This window comes from Alcanivorax sp. MD8A (genome assembly GCF_002888555.1).
In the GTDB taxonomy this organism is placed as follows: Bacteria; Pseudomonadota; Gammaproteobacteria; order Pseudomonadales; family Alcanivoracaceae; genus Alcanivorax.
The window spans coordinates 1-20,562 of the sequence record NZ_AQOQ01000045.1; the positions used below are offsets into that span (position 1 = coordinate 1).

A 20,562-nucleotide genomic window follows, 5' to 3' on the forward strand; every position below is an offset into this window, starting at 1 on the left:
CTCCATCTACCACTTAATCCGGATACCCATAAGAATTTAGTGCCTTGCAATTGAGCAAGGTGCTTTCATATTGGGAGAAAGTCATGGGAATAAAGCCAGGTCCAAAACCGATCGCGAAATCGACAGGCAAGCCTGACAGACGTCGCAGAGATAACAAAACTACTCCGGGTAATACACCTTCATTGAAGCCGCACAAGCACAAGAAAGGTGACTAGTGCTCATAGCGCTTAGGAAAGCCGGGCCGCCCATATGGCGGCCCATTTTAGGCTTGAACGTATCGTTGGACGTTACTGGCATTAGGCACAGGCGGTAAGCTGATGAGGCCCTCATGCGGGTTGAAACTGCATCTTCACTGATTCTGGAGAAGGAGTTGGTTGCTTATGCCTGCAAAAGAAGCTTGCGGGCTTTGTTTTAGGCTACTAATTCTTGTAAATGCGCTCCCAGCTTTACCCAGGCCTCGCCACATTCCTTGGTGTAGCTGTGGCGTTGGTAGGTTCGTTTGACCCTGTTTTCCTCGGTATGGTTCAGGCAGCGCTCGGCGACCTCAGGAATAACACCAAGCGCCGTCATCATGGTGGCGCCAGTCCGGCGTAGATCGTGGGGCGTCCATTTCCCTCCTGGTAAGATCAAAGATTGCGCTTTGCCGCTACGGTTGCTCATAGTGCCGCTTTCGAGCGGGCGCTGCCGGTCAGAGAGCTGCTTGGTGACAGTCTTTGAGCAGAGGGGGCCGGTATCTGCTCTGTTCGGGTAGCACCATGGTGACGGGCCAGTTATCTCCTGCAGCTGTTGGAAGAGGCTGACGGCGAAGGCTGACAGGTGTACTTGGTGAGGCTTGCCGTTTTTGCTGTTTTCGGCAGGAATAAGCCAGGTGCTTTGCTCCAGGTCGATATGCTCCCAGCGTGCCGCCAGCAGTTCGCCAATACGGCAACAGGTGGAAAGCGCTATCCAGACAGCGAACTCAGAGGTTTTCAGCAGGTTGGCGGTGGGAAGGGCGCGTGCCAGTTGTCGAATCTCGTCCTCGGATAACACTCGGTCACGTTCCGTTTCCTTGCCGCCGATTTTGGCTTTGCGAATGCTGCTGCTGGGGTCGAATTCGATAATGTCCCGGTCCACGGCAAAGCGGAACATCTGTCGCATGAGGCTGAAGACGACCTTCACCATGCGGGTGACGCCCCGTGCCGCCATGGCATCGGTCACTTGAGTGATGTGTCCTTTGCGAACGTCTGCGACGAAGATCTGGCCAATGAGAGGGAGAACATCCTTTTCGAACATGCGCCGGACTTCTGCTCCATTGTCCTTCCGGTGTGATACGTCAATCTCCATCCAGCGCTCGAAGAGCTGGGAAACGGTCTGTCTAGATGCTAGCGCAGCGGCCTCAGCCGCTTTTTGTGCCGCTTCCTGCTCGAGGCGACGCACTTCTGCATCGCGCATCGCTATCTTGGCCTCGCGTTCGGCATTGAGATGTTCGGAGAGGTTCTTTGTCCCTGAGATGTACAGGAGGGAGAGCTCGTTGGCTTTGGCGCGAGCGTCCTTCAGGGTTAAGCCATTAGTCCCAGTGCGGGAGTAGCCTCCCAGAGGAAGGTATTGGCGTTTGCCGTTCTCATCGGCGTAGCGGAAGTAAAATAGAGGCCCTCCTGCTGGGCGAAGGCGAGCGGATAAACGCCCGTGGCCACGTGGAGCGGCTTCAGTGACCCAGGCTGCGTTCTCAACCTTGGTGGCGAGTTGTTTGTCGGTAAGGATTTTGCTCATCGTAGGAGGCCTGTTCCTTTCTGGTAGCCGTTTGGTAGCCGTTTCTCAATCGCTTTCAGCGGATTCTAGTGGACGTTGTCGGACAATGCAAAGTGGCTAAAAATTTTAAACTATTGAAAATAAAGGAAATTAGGGTCTCTATGGACGCCGGTGGACAGCCGTCTACCTTTATGGGGTGCAAGGGGTCGGAGGTTCGAATCCTCTCGCCCCGACCAAATTTGGTCGGATTAAAAAAGCTCGGCACTGGCCGGGCTTTTTTTATGCGCGTTTCCCGCGTTGTGTCAGCCGATCTTCAAGGCCGGTAGCCGGTCAGGGGACAGAGATGTCCTGGCGAGATTCTCTTCCCTGGCTGTGGCCCTGCGTCAGGTATTCTTTTTGGCCTTGGCCTTGTAAGCGGCTTTTCTTGCCTTCTTTCTTTCTTCTTTTTCTTTTGCTTTTCTCGCCCGGATTTCTGCCACTTTTACGTGTTCTTTTTCCGCCATCGCAGGGGTTTCCAGGGTGATCTGGCCGAGTTTACCGCTGCGGAATTCGTTGATCAGCAGGGCGGCAGTGCGATCGAAATCCACGTGCCCGCCGCGGCCCAGGCAGCCGCGCTGTTTGCCAATGGTTTCCAGCATGGGGACGCCTTCGTTGGGCAGGGTGTCCAGCTTGAAGCGCTCTTTCATTAGCTCGGGGTAGGCCTGCATGAAATATTCGGCCGCGTAGAGCGCCACGTCATCTTCCTGCATGGCGGTGGCCTTGATGGCGCCGGACAGGGCCAGCCGGTAGCCGCTGGCGGCGTTTTCAATTTTGGGCCAGAGGATGCCGGGAGAATCAATCAGGATCAGGCCGCCGCCCAGTTCAATCCGTTGCTGGCGCTGGGTGACCGCCGGCTCGTTGCCGGCTTTGGCAACGGGGCGTCCGGCCAGGGTGTTGATAAGAGTGGATTTGCCCACATTGGGGATGCCGGTGATCAGGGCGGTAATGGTGGTAGCCCGGTCAATTTTCTTGTTGACCATTTGCTTGCAGGTATCTGCCAGCTTGCGAATGGGGTCCGGTTTCTGGGTGCTAATGGCGAGTGCGCGAACCTTGGGATCTTGCTGCAGATGCTCCAGCCATTGTGCGGTTACCGCCGGGTCGGCCAGGTCGCTTTTGCTGAGCAGTTTCAGGCAGGGCTTGTCGGCACGGAAGTTCTCGATCACCGGGTTGGCACTGCTGTAGGGCAGGCGAGCGTCTACGACTTCGATGATCAGGTCTACCTTGGGGAGAATATCGTGAATCTCACGGGTCGCCTTGTTCATGTGGCCGGGGAACCAGTTGATGCTCATCGATACTCGCCTGTCAGGGGTAAATGAGGGGGTATTATAGCCGTTTATCATGTTGTCTGTGGCGTGCCGGGTGCTGAAAAACCGCGCTTATGACGGTTTTCGCCAGTGCCCTGAAACGTCGTGTCATGAGTGTCTCAATGGCCCTAACGTACACTGTATACCATTGATTCTGATAAAGCGGAGTACGGTATGGATCTGCGTGTGCCGGAGCAGGAGAAGGCATTTCGGGACGAGGTAAGGACTTTTCTGGAAGAAAGCCTGACCCCTGAAATTCGTGAGGCGGGCAAGATGGTGACCTCGGTGTTCGCGCCGGTGAAGGAAGCCATGGCCTGGCAAAAAATCCTCAATGACAAGGGTTGGGCGGCACCGCACTGGCCGAAGGAACATGGTGGTACCGGCTGGAGCGTGACCCAGCGTGCCATTTTTGCCGAAGAGCTGGTGCGTGCGGAAACCCCGCCGCTGGTGCCCATGGGTTTGCACATGTGCGGTCCTTGTCTGATCGGCTGCGGCACTGAAGAACAGCAGAAAGAATACCTGCCGAAGATCCTCAATGGTGAGCACTTCTGGTGTCAGGGTTATTCCGAGCCGGGTTCCGGTTCTGATCTGGCGTCCCTGAAGACCTTTGCTGAAAAAGACGGTGATGACTACATCATCAACGGCACCAAGATCTGGACCACTTACGCCCACTACGCCAACAAGATGTTTGCGCTGGTGCGTACCAATAAAGACGGCAAGCCCCAGCAGGGCATTACCTTCCTGTTGCTGGATATGGACCTGCCGGGTATCACCATCGAGCCCATCGTGGGTCTGGATGAAGTGACCGAGCAGTGCCAGGTGTTCTTCGATAACGTGCGAGTGCCCCAGGCGAACCGTGTCGGTGCCGAGAACGATGGCTGGACCGTGGCCAAGTACCTGCTCACCTTTGAGCGTGGAGGCCAGGAATACGCGCCGGGCCTGAACGTGCAGCTGGAAAAGATCCGTCTGATGGCGGAAAAGCAGCAGACCGTACACGGCCCGATGAGCCAGGATCCGCTGTGGCAGCACAAGTTTGCTTCAGTCTCCGCTGACGTGCTGGCACTGGAATTCACCGAGATGCGCATCAAGTCCGCGTTGTCTTCCGGCAAGGATCCGGGGGCGCTGTCTTCCATGACCAAGATTCTCGGCACCGAGTTGCTGCAGAAGGTCACCGAGCTGCGCATTGAAACCCTGGGTGCCCAGGCCGCTATCTGGCAGCCCCAGGCACTGGTGCCGGGCAGCGAACAGCCGATCATTGGCCCTGAGTATGCGCTTACCGCCATGCCTCACTACCTGAACTCACGAGCCTGCTCCATCTACGGCGGCTCCAACGAAGTCCAGCGCGGCATTATTGCCAAAGCTGTGCTGGGTTTGTAAGCGTCCGCCAACAAGGAGAAGTCAGATGAATTTTCAGTTGAGTGAAGAACAGCAAATGCTGGCGGACAGCGCCAAGCGTTTTGTCCGTGACAACCACGACGTGGAAAAGCACCGCCAGAACAAGAAGTTGATGCCGCTGGATGAAGCCACTTGGGCACAGTTTGCCGAACTGGGCTGGCTGGCTGTACCGTTCGCTGAAGAGCACGGTGGTCTGGGCATGGGCCCGCTGGAAATCATGGTGCTGCTGCAGGAACTGGGCGAAGGCCTGATCATGGCGCCATACATTGCCACCGTAGTATTGGGCGGCGGTTTCCTGCGTCACGGCTCTGACGCGCAGCAGGCAGAAACCATTCCTTCCCTGCTGGAAGGCGGTCTGCAGTTGGCGTTTGCGGCAGAGGAATACGAGCGCGTGTTTACCCTGGAAAACACCGCCATGAAAGGCGAGGTGCAGGGTGGCGATGTGGTGCTCAATGGCACCAAGGCGTGTGTCATCAATGGGGATCATGCGGATCAACTGATCGTGCTGGTTCGTACCGCGGGTCAGCCCGGTGACAAGGACGGCCTTAGCCTGTTCCTGGTGGATGCCAACGCTGATGGTGTTGAACGTACGCCGCACCGCACTGTGGACGGTCGTCAGGGCGCGGAAATCCGTTTCAGCAACGTGAAGGTGGCAGAGGCTGCCCGTATCGGCGAGCTGAACCAGGGCTATGACATCGCCCGCACTGTGCTGCTGGAAGGGCTGCTGGCCTTGTCGGCTGAGTGCACCGGCAGCCTCACCGTGCTGCTGAACGACACGGTGGAATACAGCAAGACCCGCAAGCAGTTCGGCCTGCCCATCGGCAAGTTTCAGGCGCTGCAATTCCGTATGGCAGACATGTTCATTGCCATGGAGCAGACCAAATCGCTGCTGATGGCTGCCACCATGAAACTGGTGGAAGGTCACGATGATGCGGCCAAGGCTGTCCACGCCATGAAGGCCCAACTGGGTCGTGCCGGTCGCAAGATCGGTCAGGAAGCCATTCAGATTCATGGTGGCATGGGTATGACTGACGAGCTGAATGTGGGCCATTTCGTCAAACGCCTGAGTGCGGTGGATGGCCTGTTCGGTAACGCGGATGTGCACTTGATGGAAATTGCCCGCTCCGCGTAATCACGCGAGAGACGTGACGAAAGCGGCCTGCGGGCCGCTTTTTTATTGTCCGGGTTCTGCGCGTCGGCTGGCTGCAGGAGGTTCGATGGTGCCGTAATCGTGGGCTCCATCGCCAGCAGGTGGGCTCCCACAGTGGCTTCGTGCCGCGGGATAGTCGGAGGTTGTACAAGCCTCATACCGCCTTTAGGCAGACGCTTCTGGAGCCCAAAAGAAAACCCGCACAGCGGACGCTGCGCGGGTTTCTTGTGGTTTACAGGACAAGCGGGAATCAGAGTGTCTTCAGGTACTCGATAATGGCCAGGCGTTCCTGGTCTGTCAGTACACTGTTGAACTCGTGTCCCTCGTTCCCCTGGCTGTAAAGGATGGTGTTGTAGATCTTGCGATCTTCCACCTGGGCGTTGGTAATGGTCGGCGGTGCCCAGATATTCCATGCCAGGATCAGGTTGTCGAACAGGGCGCCTAGGATGTTCTGTGCCAACGGGGTGTTACGTTCATCGTTGGGATCACAGGTATAGCCCGGGGTCACAGCCGGGTTCCACCAGGTGCGCCATTCGCACTGGATCTTGTCGTACTTCCAGCCCATTTTCTGCTCGTCATAGGCGCGCTCGAAGTTGGTGTCGAAGCCCATGACGACGTTGCCGTTGTTGTACCACGGGTTTTTCATCTTCGGCGCGGATACCCGTCGCCAGATGGCGGGACGTTCCGACGGCTTGAGCAGTGTCCACATGTCCGGGATGGCACCGTTATGCAGATACGGGGCGGTGGCCCAGGCGCCGTACAGGGGCGGTGCCAGGTAACCCAGTTCGCGGTCGCCACGCAGACGTTCCTGATTTTGGGGGCCGCAGTCATTCTCGGTGCCATGGGTGGGCGGATAGCCGAAGAAGTTCACGGTGCCTGCGCGCTGCATGCTTTCGTTGTTGGTCTGCCAGCGCACGGCATCCGTGCCGATAATGCGTTGCGGTACGATGTAGGAGGCAACCCCTTCCAGTGCCGGGTCGGCGAGGAAGTTCGGGTCGTTCACGTAGCGTGGCGAGTAGGCGCCGTGGCAGCCTGCACAGGAACCATTCCCTTCAGGGCGATCAACCGGGTTATTGCGATCCGGCCCCCACATGTCCAGTTCATGGAACAGCACGGCCCCCTGTTCGGCCAGAGCGGTATCGATCTGTCCGGGATATTCCGGTGCTTTGAGGGTTTCGATCCAGGCATTGATGGGCGGCCCTGCGGCGCGCATGTAGTCCTGGCCGGCTTCGCTCAATGGACCAAGCACAGCACCAAAGAGACCAAAGATGGGGGTGTAGAACACCTGATCGACCCGGTGCGCATCAGCGGGGAACAGGCCGTCCACAAATTTCACCGGACGGTGGCCCAGGTTCCACCAGGCTGGGGTGTCCATGGATGCGGTGGAGCCACTGGTAATCAGGCCAACAAAATCGCGGGCAGAGTAGAGACCCTCGTCTGGAAAGATAAAGGCCAGGTTCACGTCAGAGGCGTTGTTGGTGCCACGCCCATGGCTCAGGTTGGCGATGGTGGCGACTGAGGCCAGATAACCCTGCGGCAGTGCGTCACGCAGGAACAGATCCAGATCGGCCAGCGGACTGCCGCTACCCAGCGTGTTGCCCATGCCGTTGTGTTCCACATTGCCACTGTGGCAAGCGTGACAGGTCACCCCGATTCGCCCGGACCAGGAGCCGTCTTTCAGGCGCATCTGGGTGAACATGAGAGGCAGCTGACCGGAACCGCCATCGGTTTTGTTCGGGTCTTCCCCGGCCAGCGGGTAGGGGTTGCGGACGTCGCTCAGCGGGGAGCCATAACGTTCGGCAACGCGACGATCATAATCACCCGGTTGCGCCAGATACTTGCCCCAGGACTTCCACAGGCGCCGGTATTGCCCGGCGGTCAGGGTGGAGATCCCCATGGCGCCTTCCAGCGTGTAGGGATCGGTGCCGGCAAACAGGGCGCCAACGCCTTCGGAGCCCCCCGTCAGCAGTCGACCGCCCCATTCAAAGCGTTCACGCAGTTCGCCACAGGTTTTGGCGCTGCCCACTTCCTGCACCGCTTCCGGGTCCACGTGGCAGTCTTTCCAGTAGGCGTTGAAGTGAACGGCCTTGCCGTAGCTGACGCCGGGCTGGACCATGGACCGTGGGTCCTGGGGCAGGGCGGTATCGTCCGGCTGGCCATAGCAAAAATCCCACACCGGCCAGCCGCCACGGCTACTTTCGCCGAGCAGCGCATAGGGGTCATAGTCGGCGGGGCGGTTGTAGACGTTAACGGGCGGTTCGTCATGGTAAGGATCGGCAGCGCTGCCATCATAGGCTGGCGGTGCGCTTCCCTGACCCGCAGCGTAGGACGCCTTGCTGACAGCGCTTTGCGTCGAGAGCGGTACGATGTTGTCGGCAGTCGGGCCAAGCTGGGCGGTGTTGCTGGTGGCCTGTGGGGGGGAATCGTTACTGGAATGCTTCACAGTATCCACATCTCCGGAGCCGCCACACCCGGTGGTGATCGCGGCAGCCGTGACCATGAGGGTCCATGCTTTCCAGCGCGAATAGAATCTTCGTGGGGTTGGGGTTTTCATTGCACGCATACCTCCGACTTTGTGTCGAAATTTATTTGTTGTTATCTCCGGGCGGGGTATTTGGCAGGCCTGCGTCTGCGCCGGTACGTCTGCCCGGATCGCTGCGCTCAGGAATTCATGCGTGGAGCATCAAGAGGACAAATGCGACTGTGATACAAATTATTCTAATCGTCTCATTGATTCCAGTGCACAATCCCATAATGTGACTTGTTAGTCATAATTTGGATGTGTGCCATCAGACGGAGGCCGAGGGGTAAATGAAATGCAAGGTTTTGAGTATGTTCGAGCCCGTCTGGACAGTTTTTTTCGAGAGGGTGGGGTTTGTCCTTTCACCACCGTTCACGTTTAGGTAAGTATTTGCTACCGTTACTCTTTTAGGTAACGACTGCCTTCATAACGATGATCATAACGGGGTCTCAATGTCACGGATTACTGCCGCGTCCAACGCGCTTCTTCAAGGCTTTCAGCTCCCCGAGGGTGACAAGACCTATGTAAAGATTCTTGATGCCGGCCTGGCGTTGTTCATCGAGTTTGGCCTGCGGCGCACGACCATGGAAGACGTGGCCAACCGTGCAGGCATTGGACGGGCTACGGCCTATCGGCGCTTTGCCGACAAGGATCAGCTGATACAGGTGGTGATTCTGCGTGAAGCCAAGCGGGAACTGGACAAGATCGAGGAAGACCTGAAAGAGATTGAGGGCGGATTGAACCGGTTGCTCGAATCTTTTGTGTTGGCGGTTACCCGGGCCCATGCTCACCCGTTGTGGCGCAGGCTGTTAACGTCTGATTCGGAAATGATTCTGCCGTTCTTTACCCAGCGGATCTGGCAAATGATGGCTTTTTTCCGTATGTACCTGGCGGGCATGTTGGAGCGGGTCAAGAAAGAAGAAAAGATCAGTGACCTGTCGACCGAATTTCTGGCTGAGCTGATGCTCCGCCTGATGCAGTCCATGTTGCTGTCACCGGAAGGGGTGATGAATCCCTCTGATGAAGCCTCGATTCGCAAAGTGGCGGAAGATTGCCTGCGGCCTCTGATGCAGGGGTGAGTCCAGGTCAGGCTGACAGCATGGGGTATCGAGAGAAAGACCGGCGGGGACCCGCGGGGACCCGCCGGTCTTTGTGTTTTTAGAAGGTAAAACCGATACCCAGTGTGTAGGCGAGTACATTGATGTCAGCGTTGTACTCAACATCACCCACTTCCGCATAAGGGAACTGGGGAATGCCGGGTGCTTCGACCACCATGTTGGACACCGTGGCAGAAACGTCCGGGAAGCTGATGTACTTGGTATCCAGTGACAGCCACCAGTGCCTTGAAAGGTGGAAATCCAGACCCGCCTGGGCAGCCCAGCCGAACTTGTTGTCTACCTCGATATCCGGTTCACCCAGCGCTGTGGCGATCGGGTTGGTGACCTTGGTATCAAAGGTGAACAGGTACCCGATACCCGCCCCCAGGTAGGGCTGAATACCCTTGTTCAGGCGAAAGCGTTTAACCAGCGTCACCAGCGGGGGGGCTGCCTTGGTTTCTGCGATTTCTTCACCCAGTGCCGGCACACCTGTGGGGATGCCATTCACTTCCGGTACCAGAGGTTCATTGGCCAGTTTGCCTTCGGCTTTAAGTTTCAGGGTCGGGGGCGCCGAGGCAATCAACTCCACGGACCAACCTTTCCCCCAGGGGAGCTTGTAGCCAAGAATGATGCCCGGTAGCAGCAGTGGATCTGCAGCGGCTTCCCCTTCCAGATAGTGCGGGCCCGGCCCACCCAGGGCGGTCTCAGCCACTTCGGACAGGTTTTTGGCCCGGATGTAATTGGTTTTCACATCCGGCGCAAAGTGCATGGCACCAAAACGAAAGAAGAAGCGATCTTCGCCCGCGACATCGCGGATAAAGTCCGAGCCGGGGTAATCGACACGTACATCATCGTATTCCGGGATGGTTCTTTCTTGCGCCATCAGTGGGACGCAGAGCGCCAGGCCGGCGGCGAGCGCCGGCAGGCGCAGAACGTGTTTCTTGCTCTGCATGTTGTTGTCCTTATTGTACGTTCTCAGGCAATTTGCGGGCACGAGAGGGCAGGTTCATGACCTGCAGGCTGACCTGCTCTGCGGGTAGCAGCAGGTCTGCTGAACCTGCGCTGAGCCCCAAAAGACCGGGCAGCAGCTCAATGCCAAGCGTGGCTTGAATATTGTTGAGGTTGCTTACCTTGAGGGTGATGCGGCCGTCATCCTGGAAGCTGATTGGGCCATACAGGTAAGCGACGATCGGCAGGCTCTTTGCCGTATGTGAAGCTCCGTACTGGTCGACAAAATCATTCAGCTGAGCGAAAGACAGAAAGTCATTGCCCGCGCCGAAGATGGACTCCTGAAGGGCTGCGACCAGATCCAGATCGGGGACATCCAGCCAGGCAGGCAGGCGCACCACAAAGTAAGGCTTCTGTTCACCTTCCAGGTTCACGATGTAGCCATTCAGCGGCAGTACATCGCTCTGCGGATCAGGGCGCTCTGGACGGGTGCGCAGCAGAACGGAACGTGTGTTGAGCTTGAGCGGAATGGCCAGTTCAGTGAAGCCAAAATCGAGACCGACATTTGCATTGATGGTCAGGCCGGTGCCCAGAATAACCTGATGGTTAACCTCCACGGGGATCATAGTGTCGCCTACCACATTCAGGCATGGGGTCTCGCCCAGGTCATCGGGTTCGGGCATGCACCAGCTGCCATCGCCCTGTTCTTCGAGGCCGAGGTCAGGCAGGGCCAGGTCCAGTGGCTGTTTGGGTTTAAAAGCCATGGGCAGCGCCCCGGTAGCAAAGATCTTGTCCCGACCTTGGATCAGGCTGGCGCTGGTAATCAGCCCTCCGGTGTCCAGTACATCGGCGGTGGCGAAGTTGCTGCAGCTCTCTTCTACCGGAGTGCCATCCCCGTTCCATTCGGTGCAGGGCTGGGGCTCACCATCATCCCAGCCGCCGCTGCCGTTATAGTCGGAATACGGGCGGGTATAGACGGTGGCGTATACGGTGTCGAATGGCGCCACCGCCTTGAAGTCGATGACGATATTGCTACCCCCTTCGGAATTATGGGTGCTGGTCTTGCCAATCCCCTCCATTGGGGTGGTGTTCAGCGGCAGGTGGCCCAAGGTGTCATGGCTGTAGAACTTCGGTGAGCTGTCACCATTTACGACCAGTCGATACTCCTCGCCGTCTACAAAAGTGCCGTCGGCAGGGTGAATCTGGAACTTCAGGTTACTGGGAAGCAGTGCTGCGGTAATGCTTTCCCAGTTTTCATCCACATTGCGAGCCAGACAGATCGGCCCGTCTACACAGGAGTTGCCATCTGCGGCAATGGTGCCGAGCACCATGGAATCGGTATCCATCGGTTGGCTGAAGGAGGCCTCGATGACACGACCGATCTCGTACTGGAAGTCCAGGTAGAGCTCGTCATCATCCTGGCCGCCCTTACAGCGACCGGCATAACCCGGCACGCCGGTCTCAACCAGAGAACATCCGATACCCGGATGCAGGCCAAGAATGATTGGCGGAGCCCCTTCAGCGGCATTGGCGGTACGGGTGTAGTCGGCAGTGGTGAAGGTCAGGGTGTTATCACCCCCCAGGGCGTCTTCTGCGCTGGAGGACAGCGGCAGCGGATTACTGCCATGGATGTCGGTGATGTTGCTGCTGAGAATCAGTTGATATTCAGTAGCCGGATTCAGGCGGGCCTGGGGCGAGATGGTCAGGCTGGTGCCGCTACGTTTGACCATGACCTCGACAGGGGTTCCGCCATTGTCCATATCCAGCAGCTGGATTTCATCCAGACCGGCGGGGCTCAGGGGCTCGTTGAGCGCCAACAGAATATTGTCGTTGGTTTCTACGCCGATCTTGCCATCGGAGGGGTACGCACCACTCACAATGGGAGCGTCATGGTTGGTGTAGTCCACGACAACAGCGGGATCCGCTTTGGCTTGCAGATTGAAGTCTGCGGCCACCTTGGTGGCGCCACCGAGAACATCCAGCTGCAATGTACGGAACACTTCCAGCGTCAGGACGTGGTTTTCAATGGTGGCCACACCAATGGCACGGATGTGCATCAGGTTCTGGTTCAGTGTGGCATTGCCTTGCAGGTTTTCAGTCTGCAGCGACAGATCAAAATCCATATAGACGTAGAGTGGTGCCCGTTCGTCATCAGGCTGGAAGCCTGCAGGACGATAAATATTGGGCATCAGGTAGCCGGTCACGTTGCTCAGGAAAGTGCCCGTGATCAAACCCGTGCTCAGGTCTGTATGGACTTCACCGCCAAGCTTGGCCGGGTCAATCCCGGTCAGTTGCAGCTGCTGGCCTTTGCGGGCCAGAACCGGGGTGACAACGCCACCAAAATCCTGCGGGTTTGCAAGGAAGGCTTCCAGGCCATTGGGCAGGGAGTTGGCCACGTTGGTACCCAATGCGGTGCTTTCCAGAGTGAACTGGTTGGTTGGCCCACCGGTAATCTTGGAGCGGCCCGGGTAACCAGGGGTTTCCATGTCGGGGAAGGTTTGCAGTGTCTGGCCAACCGGTGGATTGGCGGCGTCCGGCGAGGCCTTCGAGGCACGAGGTTCAAAACTGTAGGTCACCGGTGACAGTGCTTCGCCATTCAGATCCACAATGTCGCCACTCAGACGAACTTCATAGCGGGTGTCAGGCTGCATGTCCTGTTGGGGCTGCAAGGTGATGTAGTGACGCTCGGCAAGCATGTCTACATCCACGGCCTCTTCGCTGTTGTCGTCATTGATCTTGATGAACTGAACCGACTCGCCAAGTACCAGGGAGTCTTCGAACAAGGGTTCATTGAAGGTAAGACGAACAGGGGAAATGTCCACGATCGGGAACTGAGTTGTCACCTCACTGCCGTCAATAAAAGCTTCTGGATTGTCCTGGTTAAACGCCAGAACCGCAGGTTGCTGACCCTTGATCGGGTTTTCCTGACGGGTAGTGAAGCTGAACACCGGTTTGCTGTTATCCAGGTTCTCGGCGCTGGGAGAGACTTCCCGGTGCAGCCAGACCTGATAGGTGGTGCCGGGCTTCAGCCCCTTCATGCTGAATTCGATGGTACGGCCGTCGTTAATGATATTGGTGTGGCTGGCGGTATCGACCGGTCCGTCAGGGCCGGTTACACAAAAGCCACCCACGGGGTCATCTGCCGTGCCGGTGCAGTTGGACATCACGGCGGATTCGCTAACACCGCTGGAAAACACCATCAACGCCTTGCTTGGGGTCGGGACATCGACCATGCCCTCTACCGGGTAGGTATAGATCAGTGCGTTGCCGGGTTCCTGACTAACAAACGGTTGGTTCTCCCCCCCGCAGCCTGTGATGGCGGCGGCGAATGCGGGGAGCAGTATGCCGAGGCGTAACTGTGAGCGATTCGTCATTGTTTTTCTCCAGCACCGTTATTGGGTGTTGTTGGAAGAGGGCTGGTTGGTCCTTCCGGCGGGTTTTTGCCCGGATCGGTCCAGAATGGTTGCGTATTCAAAAAAACACACTATGATACAGAAATCAATGTTTGTATCATTGTTCGAAACAAACATATGCCATTTATTTATCACTTCCGGTCAGTCTGCCGGAAAGAGGCGCTTCTGGGAGTCGACAGATGAAACAAATTTGTTTCTCTGTCTTGTTATGATGCGTCCTGAGACGTATTTTTATTTTTGTCTCAAAACAGGATGTCAGGAGTACTCGATGACACAAACCCCCGAGCGATCACGCCGTGATGTGCTGAAGCCCCTCGGCCCGGATTCCATGACCTGGCAAGACTTCGGGTCCTGGCGTTTCAATCTGATGCTGCCCCAGGCATTTGTTCTGCAGGTGGCTCATCCGATTGTGGATGCGGGTGTAGGCGAGCATTCGGTTTACAAAACGGATCCCTGGGGGCGAGCCAAGCGTTCCACTGCGCTGCTTTGGCCCATTGTGTATGCGCGTCCCCAGAAAGCGATTGAAATGGGGGTCAAGCTGTATGACCTGCACCGTTCGATCAAGGGCGTCGACAAGCACGGCAAAAAATACTTTTCGCTGGACCCGGAAGCATATAGCTGGGTCCATATCACCGGTTATGACGCTACGATCCGTATGCATGAGATGTTGGGTAAATCCCCCACCACGGAAGAACGCACCGTCATGTTCAATGAATGGCGTCAGCTGGGTTTGCTGATGGGGATCCGCGAGCAGGATCTACCGGTCAACGAGAGTGAATACTGGGCCTACTTTAATGGCATGATCGAGAACAAGCTGGAAATGGGGGAGGTGGCGTCAGACTTGCTGGCCCATAACCATTATCTGGAAATCCCCAAGCCGCCGGTGGATTGGCTGCCTGATACGGCCTGGAAAATGATCCGTGCGGTGGTTGGCCGGTTCCTGCGTTTCAATCTGCGGGCCACCTTGCCGCACCAGTTTCGTGAGAAATTTGATATTCCATGGAGCAAGGGTGACGAGCGTCGTTTTCGTCTCTGGTGCCGGTTCTATCGGGTCATGTACGGACTGACGCCGAAGAAAATGCGCTTGATACCCATGGCACGCAAGGCATTTGAAGATGCCAAAAAGCACCCGGAAGCGTACAGAATGAGCGCGTCCGCCCGGTAATCCGGTTGCCGGCGAGGGGTGTGTTTCAGGGATGGAGAATGTCTCGCAAGGGAAAGCATATCGGCAAGACGGCAGGCGCTAACCCGCTTGCCTTTCGATAACAACAAAACGTAGTAGAGAGTCTCATGAACTTACTGAGCAGTAATGCGAAGGTCCTTCTTGTTGGGTTGGTATTGGTAGTACTCCAGGGGTGCTCTTCCCTGAAAGAGTCCGATTATGTGCCCAAGTCTCCCGAAACACTGAGTGAGTGGATGGTCGAAGGCTCATTGGAACTGCGCGCCGATGGCGTCAAGAGCAAAAGCCATTTCTACTTCAAGCAGATTGATGAGAACTACGAGCTGGCCATTCTCGGTGATGACCCTGTGGGCAAACCCAAGGCGGTGATCCTGGGCAATATCTACGAGCCGGAAAACGAAACCCTGGATGTGATTGGTGGGTATGAAGCAGAAAAAGTTGCCCAGCATCTGCAATCGGTGATGAAGGCGGGATCGTTGTCCTACTGGATCCGTGGGCTACCGGCGACAGCCGATGCCAAGATCACCCAGCAGGGCACGAATCTGGCCAAGAAAATCGAGGAAGACGACTGGAAGATTTATTTCCATGACTACATGTCTGTCACCGGCAATTACAAGTTGCCGGCGGAGATCAAGTTCAATGGCGACAGCAAAAATCTGCGGCTGGATATTGTCCGTGCAGAGACGGGTTACCTGACCAACCCGTGCGGGCAAAACCTGACAGACGAAGAAATTGAAGCGTCAGTGGAGCAGGCCGGCGGTGAAGATGTGGTTCGCACGCTGGTGCCCCGTGATGGTAGTGCGCCGCTGCCTCGATGGATTGATGAGGCGGATTTCTGTAAGCAGCTGCGCAAGATTCACGGCAACCAGCTGCCGGATGCTCGTGTGGGGCTTTATGGTCCGGATTCGATGATGTGGCGTCTGTCCGGTATGGCATTGCCAGGTAGCTTTGGTGCGGGCCGTGCGCTATTGCTCCAGGTGGCGCATCCCTGGGTTACGGCAGGGATTGATGAGCACTCGGTAGTACGCAACGACCCGTTAGGCCGCGCACGCCGAACCTTCTATCACATTCTTAGTGTGACCTACGGCAGCATGCCCCAGGTGATGGCGTCAGCCAATCAGGTTCGTGATATTCACGAAGAGATTGAAGGGCATTTGCCTGAAGAAAGTGGCGCTTTTGCCCGCGGTTCTGAATACCGGGCCAACGAAATCAACGCCATGATCTGGGTTCACGCGACTCTCTGGGAAACCATCGTTCACATGTATGAAAAGATGGAGGAGCCGCTGACCCAGCAGGAGAAAGACCGTTTCTACGAGGAAACCAAGCTGTTCGCCATGTTGTTCGGCATCCCGGAAAGTGCCTTGCCGGCGGACTGGAACGAATTCATGGATTACAACCGCGCCATGTGGGCCAGTCCGCAGCTCACAGTGACCCCAGCGGCCATGCGTCTCAAGGATGATCTGTTCAAGGCTCAATCCATCTGGATGATTTTTCCCATGTGGGGGCAGGAAATCATCACTTCCGCCGAATTGCCGCCGCGTATCCGGGATCAGTACGACATGAAATACGGCTGGTGGCAGAAAATGAACTATGGCTGGATGCGTGCCGGGGCCTGGACTCTGGGGGCGCTGCTGCCGAAGAACATGGAGCGCCAGGCGGTGTATCACGAAGCCATGGCTCGCCTTGAGGGTGAGCGACTGGGCGGCGTCAACCAGTTCTTTATCGAGGCGTTTTTCGATAAGGAAAGGTTGGTTAATTGATGAGGGTCATACGAGGTTGGGCATCAATACGTGCGTTAAGCGTATTGATGCTGGCGGTCATCGTCATGCCGGCAGGGGCGGCGTACGACGAAACCGAATACCTGAAACCTGAGGCCTTCCTAGCCAAGGTGTATGGCGAAAATGTGCCTTCCATTTCGCTGATGCCGCTGCGTGGTGATACCCGCAAGCGGGCAGAAGCGGTATTGGGTCATCGTTACAGTGGCATGCGCCTGCGTTACTGGCAGCAAGATGGCACCACCGCCTGGATAATTGATGAAAAGAGCAAGGATATGCCAATGACGATCGGCATTGGCATCAATCCGGAGGGTGAGATTGCGGTGATTGAGCTGCTGGTGTACCGCGAGCCCCGTGGGGGAGAGATTCATCAAGCGGCCTTCCGGAAGCAGTATTTGGGCATGCGCCTGACCGAGGCATATGCCTTGTCAGGGCAGGTGGATGGCATTACCGGTGCCACCTTGTCCGTGGATGCGTTGAATCGGGTGGCGGCCATGGCGTTGGTGTTGCACCAATCGGTACAGGCTTCCCCATAGTTCCAGGCAAGGTTTGGATTCTCGTTGTTAAGTAGTGTGCGTTCGACCTGTGTCGGGCCTCTGAAAGGGGGACTGGCCAGGTCTTTTTTTTGCCACTTTTCCCGCCTCTTGGTCGTTAAGGATTATCGGAATGCACCCAAGGTAAACAAAGATATTGAAAATATATTTTCTGGCGCGAAATGGCAGGGATACTCGCCTGGCATCGTCTACGTAGCTGAGTTGAGAGCGGCAAGCAGCGGAGCTGTGTGTCAATGCGGAGAAGGCGCGAAAGCGATCTTCGGCATGATCAAAGATAAACCCCGGATGGCAGATATGGCTAAAGACCTGTATCCCGTCTGCCTCTATCTTGGACAGGAATAATCCCGGTCGAATGGCTGCCGGGGTTTGCCTGGCAATGCGCTCCGGGCGGTGATGGGGCCTTGCCTGCCAACAGGCAAGGGTTACGAGGGAGCTGATGGAGTCGCTTCCGAAGACGGACGCTTCCCACCCTCAAGCCAATAACGTGAATAATATGCTTAAGGTGCTTGTATGAATCAGGAAAATCGCCCCTGGCTGTCCACCTACGAATCTCTTGGCAAGGACTGGTATTCCCTGCCTGAGTTGCCGGAAAAAACCCTGTCCGATTATGTTCGTGGCTATGCAGCACAATTCCCGGATCGCGAAGCGCTGGTATTTCTGGGGCAGGCAATTACCTACAAGCAGCTGGATGAACTGGCAGACCGCATGGCGGCCTTGTTTGCTGAACAAGGCGCGGGTGAAGGTGACGTGCTGGGCATGCAGTTGCCCAACACGCCGCAATATGTGATTGGTTTTATTGCTGCCGCCCGCCTTGGCATGGTGACCACCAGTATTTCGCCACTGATGACCCCGCCAGAAATTACTCACCAGGCCAACGATGCCAAGGTGAAGATCCTGATGACGCTGGTACCGTTCTGGCAAACCTCAGTCCAGCCGGTGCTGGGCAAGGTACCCACCCTGTCGACGGTGATCGTCTCCGGCCCCATGGATATCATGACCGGACAGGGTGAAGCGATTGACGCCACGGTTGAAGGGGTTCAGGGGATTTCCCTGCATGATCACCTGCCAGCTACGGCGGAGCCTGTCGACACCCGTGTGGACATGGATAAGGTGCTGTACCTGCAGTACACCGGGGGCACCACCGGGCTGCCCAAGGGCGCCAAGCTCACCTCACGCAACCTGTTCATGAATAATCTGCAGGCCAACGAGTTTTATGGCTACCGCACCGGTGAAGAAACCGTGGCGTCCGCCTTCCCGTTGTTCCACATCGGTGGTGCGGCGGTGGTATTTAACGCGCTGCGCACCGCTGCCACGTTCCTGCTGATCCCGGACCCTCGTGATATCGATCACTTCGTCAGCGAAATGAAAGCACGCACCCCGACCGTGCTGGCCGCGGTGCCGGCGCTTTATCAGATGCTGTGCGCCAATGAAACGTTCAAGGGCCTGGATTTCTCCGGTTTGCGGATGGCTATTTCCGGAGCGGCTCCGTTCGCCAAGGAAGAAGTCCAGAAGCTGGAAAGCGTGGTGGGTGCCGGCAAGTTCTGTGAAGTCTATGGCATGACCGAAACCAGCCCGGTGATCACCCTGAACCCTGCCTCGCACTTCAAGGAAGCCCATGTGGGCATTCCCCTGCCGGGCACCGATGTGCGTATCGTGGATGCCGAAGATGGGACTACCCTGATGCCGCTGGGCGAAGCCGGTGAAATCATCGCCTCCGGTCCGCAGGTCATGCAGGGGTATCTGGAAATGCCTGAAGCGACAAAGAAATCCTTGCGCGAGATGGACGGCAAGTTGTGGATGCACACCGGGGACGTGGGCGTCATGGACGAAGACGGTTTCGTTCGTGTCTGCGACCGCAGCAAGGACATGCTGATTGTGGGTGGCTACAAAGTGTTTTCCGTGGAAGTGGAAGGCAAGGTACAAAGCCTGCCTTGGGTTGCCATGTGTGCCGTTGTTGGCCGCCCTGATACTAAACGTCCAGGTAATGACGTCGTTCAGCTATACGTGGAACGCACCCCGGATTGCCAACAGTCTGAAGAAGCGCTGAAGGCCGAGCTGGATGGTTTCTGCCGGGAAAACATGTCACCGTATAAAGTCCCCAAGGAAGTGTTCTTTATTGATGCGATTCCGCTGACCTCCGTTGGCAAGATTGACAAGAAATCCCTGAGACAGCCGGCATAACGCCGGCGTTAACAATCAGAATAATAAAGCGAGTCTCCCATGTGCGCTGTGCTGTTGTGCCGGAGCAAGCTGCTGCTCCTGGCGTTACTGCTGACGTTGCAAGGCTGTTCCTCTCTTAAGGAATCTCACTTTGTCCCTCAGTCCCCTGAGGGGTTGAGTGAGTGGCGAGTAGAAGGGAAATTTGCGCTTTTCGCCGATCAGGGGAAAAGCAAAAGTTACTTCACTTACCAGCAAGTGGGTGAAAACTATGAACTGGTTGTCTTGATGGATGACCCGGTCGGGGCTCCGCGGGCGGTCATTCGCGGCAATGTATTCGAATCCGGTCGCTCCACGGTCGACGCCTCTGGCGGGGCCGAGGCCCTGTCCATTGCTCGCCATCTGCATGATGCAATCGACACTGCCAAGTTGTCTTACTGGTTACGCGGTTTGCCCGCTACCGAGGACGCAACCCTTTATCAGGAAGACATGTACCTGGCTGACCGCATTGAAGAAGCGGGCTGGGAGATCGAATACCGCGATTACATGTCCCTGCAGGGTGGCTATCGCCTGCCTTCAGAGATCAAGTTCGAGGCTGATGGCAAAAGCCTGGTATGGGAGATGGTGCGTGGCGACACCGGGTTCCTTTCCCACCCTTGTGAACAAGGGGTAAGCGATGCCACGGTAGCCGCCAGTGTCGACCCGGCACGGGCACCGGATGTGGTCGGGCAGTTGGTGCCACGCGACGGCCGCGCGCCGTTACCACGGTGGATCAACGAAGTGGATTTCTGTCGTCAGCTGGCAAAAATTCACGATAACAAACTGCCCAGTTCCCGCGAAGGTTTGTTCGGTCCGGATTCGATGATGTGGAAGCTCGATGGGCTTGGGGCGCCGCCGGCTTTTGGGGCGGGTCGTGCCTTGTTGTTACAAGTCGCTCATCCGTGGGTCACTGCGGGGATCGACCAGCACTCTGAAGTCCGCAATGACCCTCTTGGCCGGGCGCGGCGCACCTTCTATCACATTTCCAGCATGGTCTTTGGCAGCATGCCGCAGGTCATGGCGTCGGCGAACCAGGTGCGCAATATCCATGAGGAAATTGAAGGAGAAATGACCGAGCAGGCCGGTGCGTTTCATCATGGCTCGGCGTACCGTGCCAATGAAGTCAGCGCCATGATCTGGGTGCATGCCACCTTGTGGGAAACCATCGTGCACATGTACGAAAAGCTGGAACACAAACTGACACCACAAGAAAAAGACCAGTTCTACGAAGAGACCAAGCTGTTCGCCATGTTGTTCGGCAT

13 protein-coding genes are annotated in these 20,562 nt (G+C 56.8%); 8 read left to right on the forward strand and 5 right to left on the reverse strand.

Features of this window, described 5'->3' with window-relative positions; translation table 11 throughout:
- Positions 1-411: 411 nt before the first annotated feature.
- Together A15D_RS15740 and ylqF are read right to left on the reverse strand one after the other, a co-directional pair.
- Positions 412-1,749 carry a site-specific integrase gene (locus A15D_RS15740; RefSeq protein WP_102792709.1) on the reverse strand — a complete coding sequence of 446 codons (1,338 nt, stop codon included), beginning with the start codon at positions 1,747-1,749 and terminating at the stop codon, positions 412-414.
- 362 nt (positions 1,750-2,111) lie between these two features.
- Positions 2,112-3,056, reverse strand: a complete 945-nt coding sequence (ylqF, locus tag A15D_RS15745; RefSeq protein ID WP_102792710.1) for a ribosome biogenesis GTPase YlqF — start codon at positions 3,054-3,056, stop codon at positions 2,112-2,114.
- Positions 3,057-3,245: 189 nt separating this feature from the next.
- Here ylqF and A15D_RS15750 point away from each other — a divergent pair, with 189 nt between their 5' ends.
- A complete protein-coding gene (locus A15D_RS15750; protein WP_022986956.1) occupies positions 3,246-4,448 on the forward strand; it encodes an acyl-CoA dehydrogenase family protein in 1,203 nt (400 codons plus the stop codon).
- A 25-nt stretch (positions 4,449-4,473) separates the two neighbouring features.
- Entirely contained in the window at positions 4,474-5,598 is a 1,125-nt protein-coding gene (locus tag A15D_RS15755; RefSeq protein WP_102792711.1) for an acyl-CoA dehydrogenase family protein, read from the forward strand.
- 268 nt (positions 5,599-5,866) lie between these two features.
- Here the strand turns inward: A15D_RS15755 and A15D_RS15760 are convergent, their stop codons facing one another.
- The gene (locus A15D_RS15760) at positions 5,867-8,170 is read right to left on the reverse strand and encodes a hypothetical protein (RefSeq protein ID WP_146026906.1); all 2,304 of its coding nucleotides are present in this window, start codon (positions 8,168-8,170) and stop codon (positions 5,867-5,869) included.
- A gap of 419 nt (positions 8,171-8,589) precedes the next feature.
- Here A15D_RS15760 and A15D_RS15765 point away from each other — a divergent pair, with 419 nt between their 5' ends.
- Entirely contained in the window at positions 8,590-9,216 is a 627-nt protein-coding gene (locus tag A15D_RS15765; RefSeq protein ID WP_102792713.1) for a TetR/AcrR family transcriptional regulator, read from the forward strand.
- 79 nt (positions 9,217-9,295) lie between these two features.
- Here the strand turns inward: A15D_RS15765 and A15D_RS15770 are convergent, their stop codons facing one another.
- Together A15D_RS15770 and A15D_RS15775 are read right to left on the reverse strand one after the other, a co-directional pair.
- Positions 9,296-10,186: an OmpW family protein gene (locus A15D_RS15770; protein ID WP_233192273.1), complete on the reverse strand. Its 891-nt coding sequence runs from the start codon at positions 10,184-10,186 to the stop codon at positions 9,296-9,298.
- A 10-nt stretch (positions 10,187-10,196) separates the two neighbouring features.
- Entirely contained in the window at positions 10,197-13,556 is a 3,360-nt protein-coding gene (locus tag A15D_RS15775; protein ID WP_102792714.1) for an Ig-like domain-containing protein, read from the reverse strand.
- Positions 13,557-13,863: 307 nt separating this feature from the next.
- On the opposite strand from A15D_RS15775, the gene A15D_RS15780 reads away from it, so the two are divergent.
- The 5 genes from A15D_RS15780 to A15D_RS15800 form a co-directional block, all read left to right on the forward strand.
- Positions 13,864-14,760, forward strand: coding sequence for an oxygenase MpaB family protein (locus A15D_RS15780; RefSeq protein WP_102792715.1), 897 nt, complete (start codon positions 13,864-13,866; stop codon positions 14,758-14,760).
- A gap of 125 nt (positions 14,761-14,885) precedes the next feature.
- On the forward strand, positions 14,886-16,535 hold the full coding sequence (locus A15D_RS15785; RefSeq protein WP_102792716.1) for a lipoprotein insertase outer membrane protein LolB: 1,650 nt from the start codon (positions 14,886-14,888) through the stop codon (positions 16,533-16,535).
- Positions 16,535-17,086 carry an FMN-binding protein gene (locus tag A15D_RS15790; protein WP_102792717.1) on the forward strand — a complete coding sequence of 184 codons (552 nt, stop codon included), beginning with the start codon at positions 16,535-16,537 and terminating at the stop codon, positions 17,084-17,086. Before A15D_RS15785 ends, A15D_RS15790 begins: the two co-directional genes overlap by 1 nt.
- A 528-nt stretch (positions 17,087-17,614) precedes the next feature.
- Positions 17,615-19,285, forward strand: a complete 1,671-nt coding sequence (locus A15D_RS15795; RefSeq protein ID WP_102792718.1) for a class I adenylate-forming enzyme family protein — start codon at positions 17,615-17,617, stop codon at positions 19,283-19,285.
- 39 nt (positions 19,286-19,324) lie between these two features.
- Positions 19,325-20,562, forward strand: a 1,238-nt coding sequence (locus A15D_RS15800) for a lipoprotein insertase outer membrane protein LolB (protein WP_102792719.1), incomplete at its 3' end; no start/stop codon positions are given.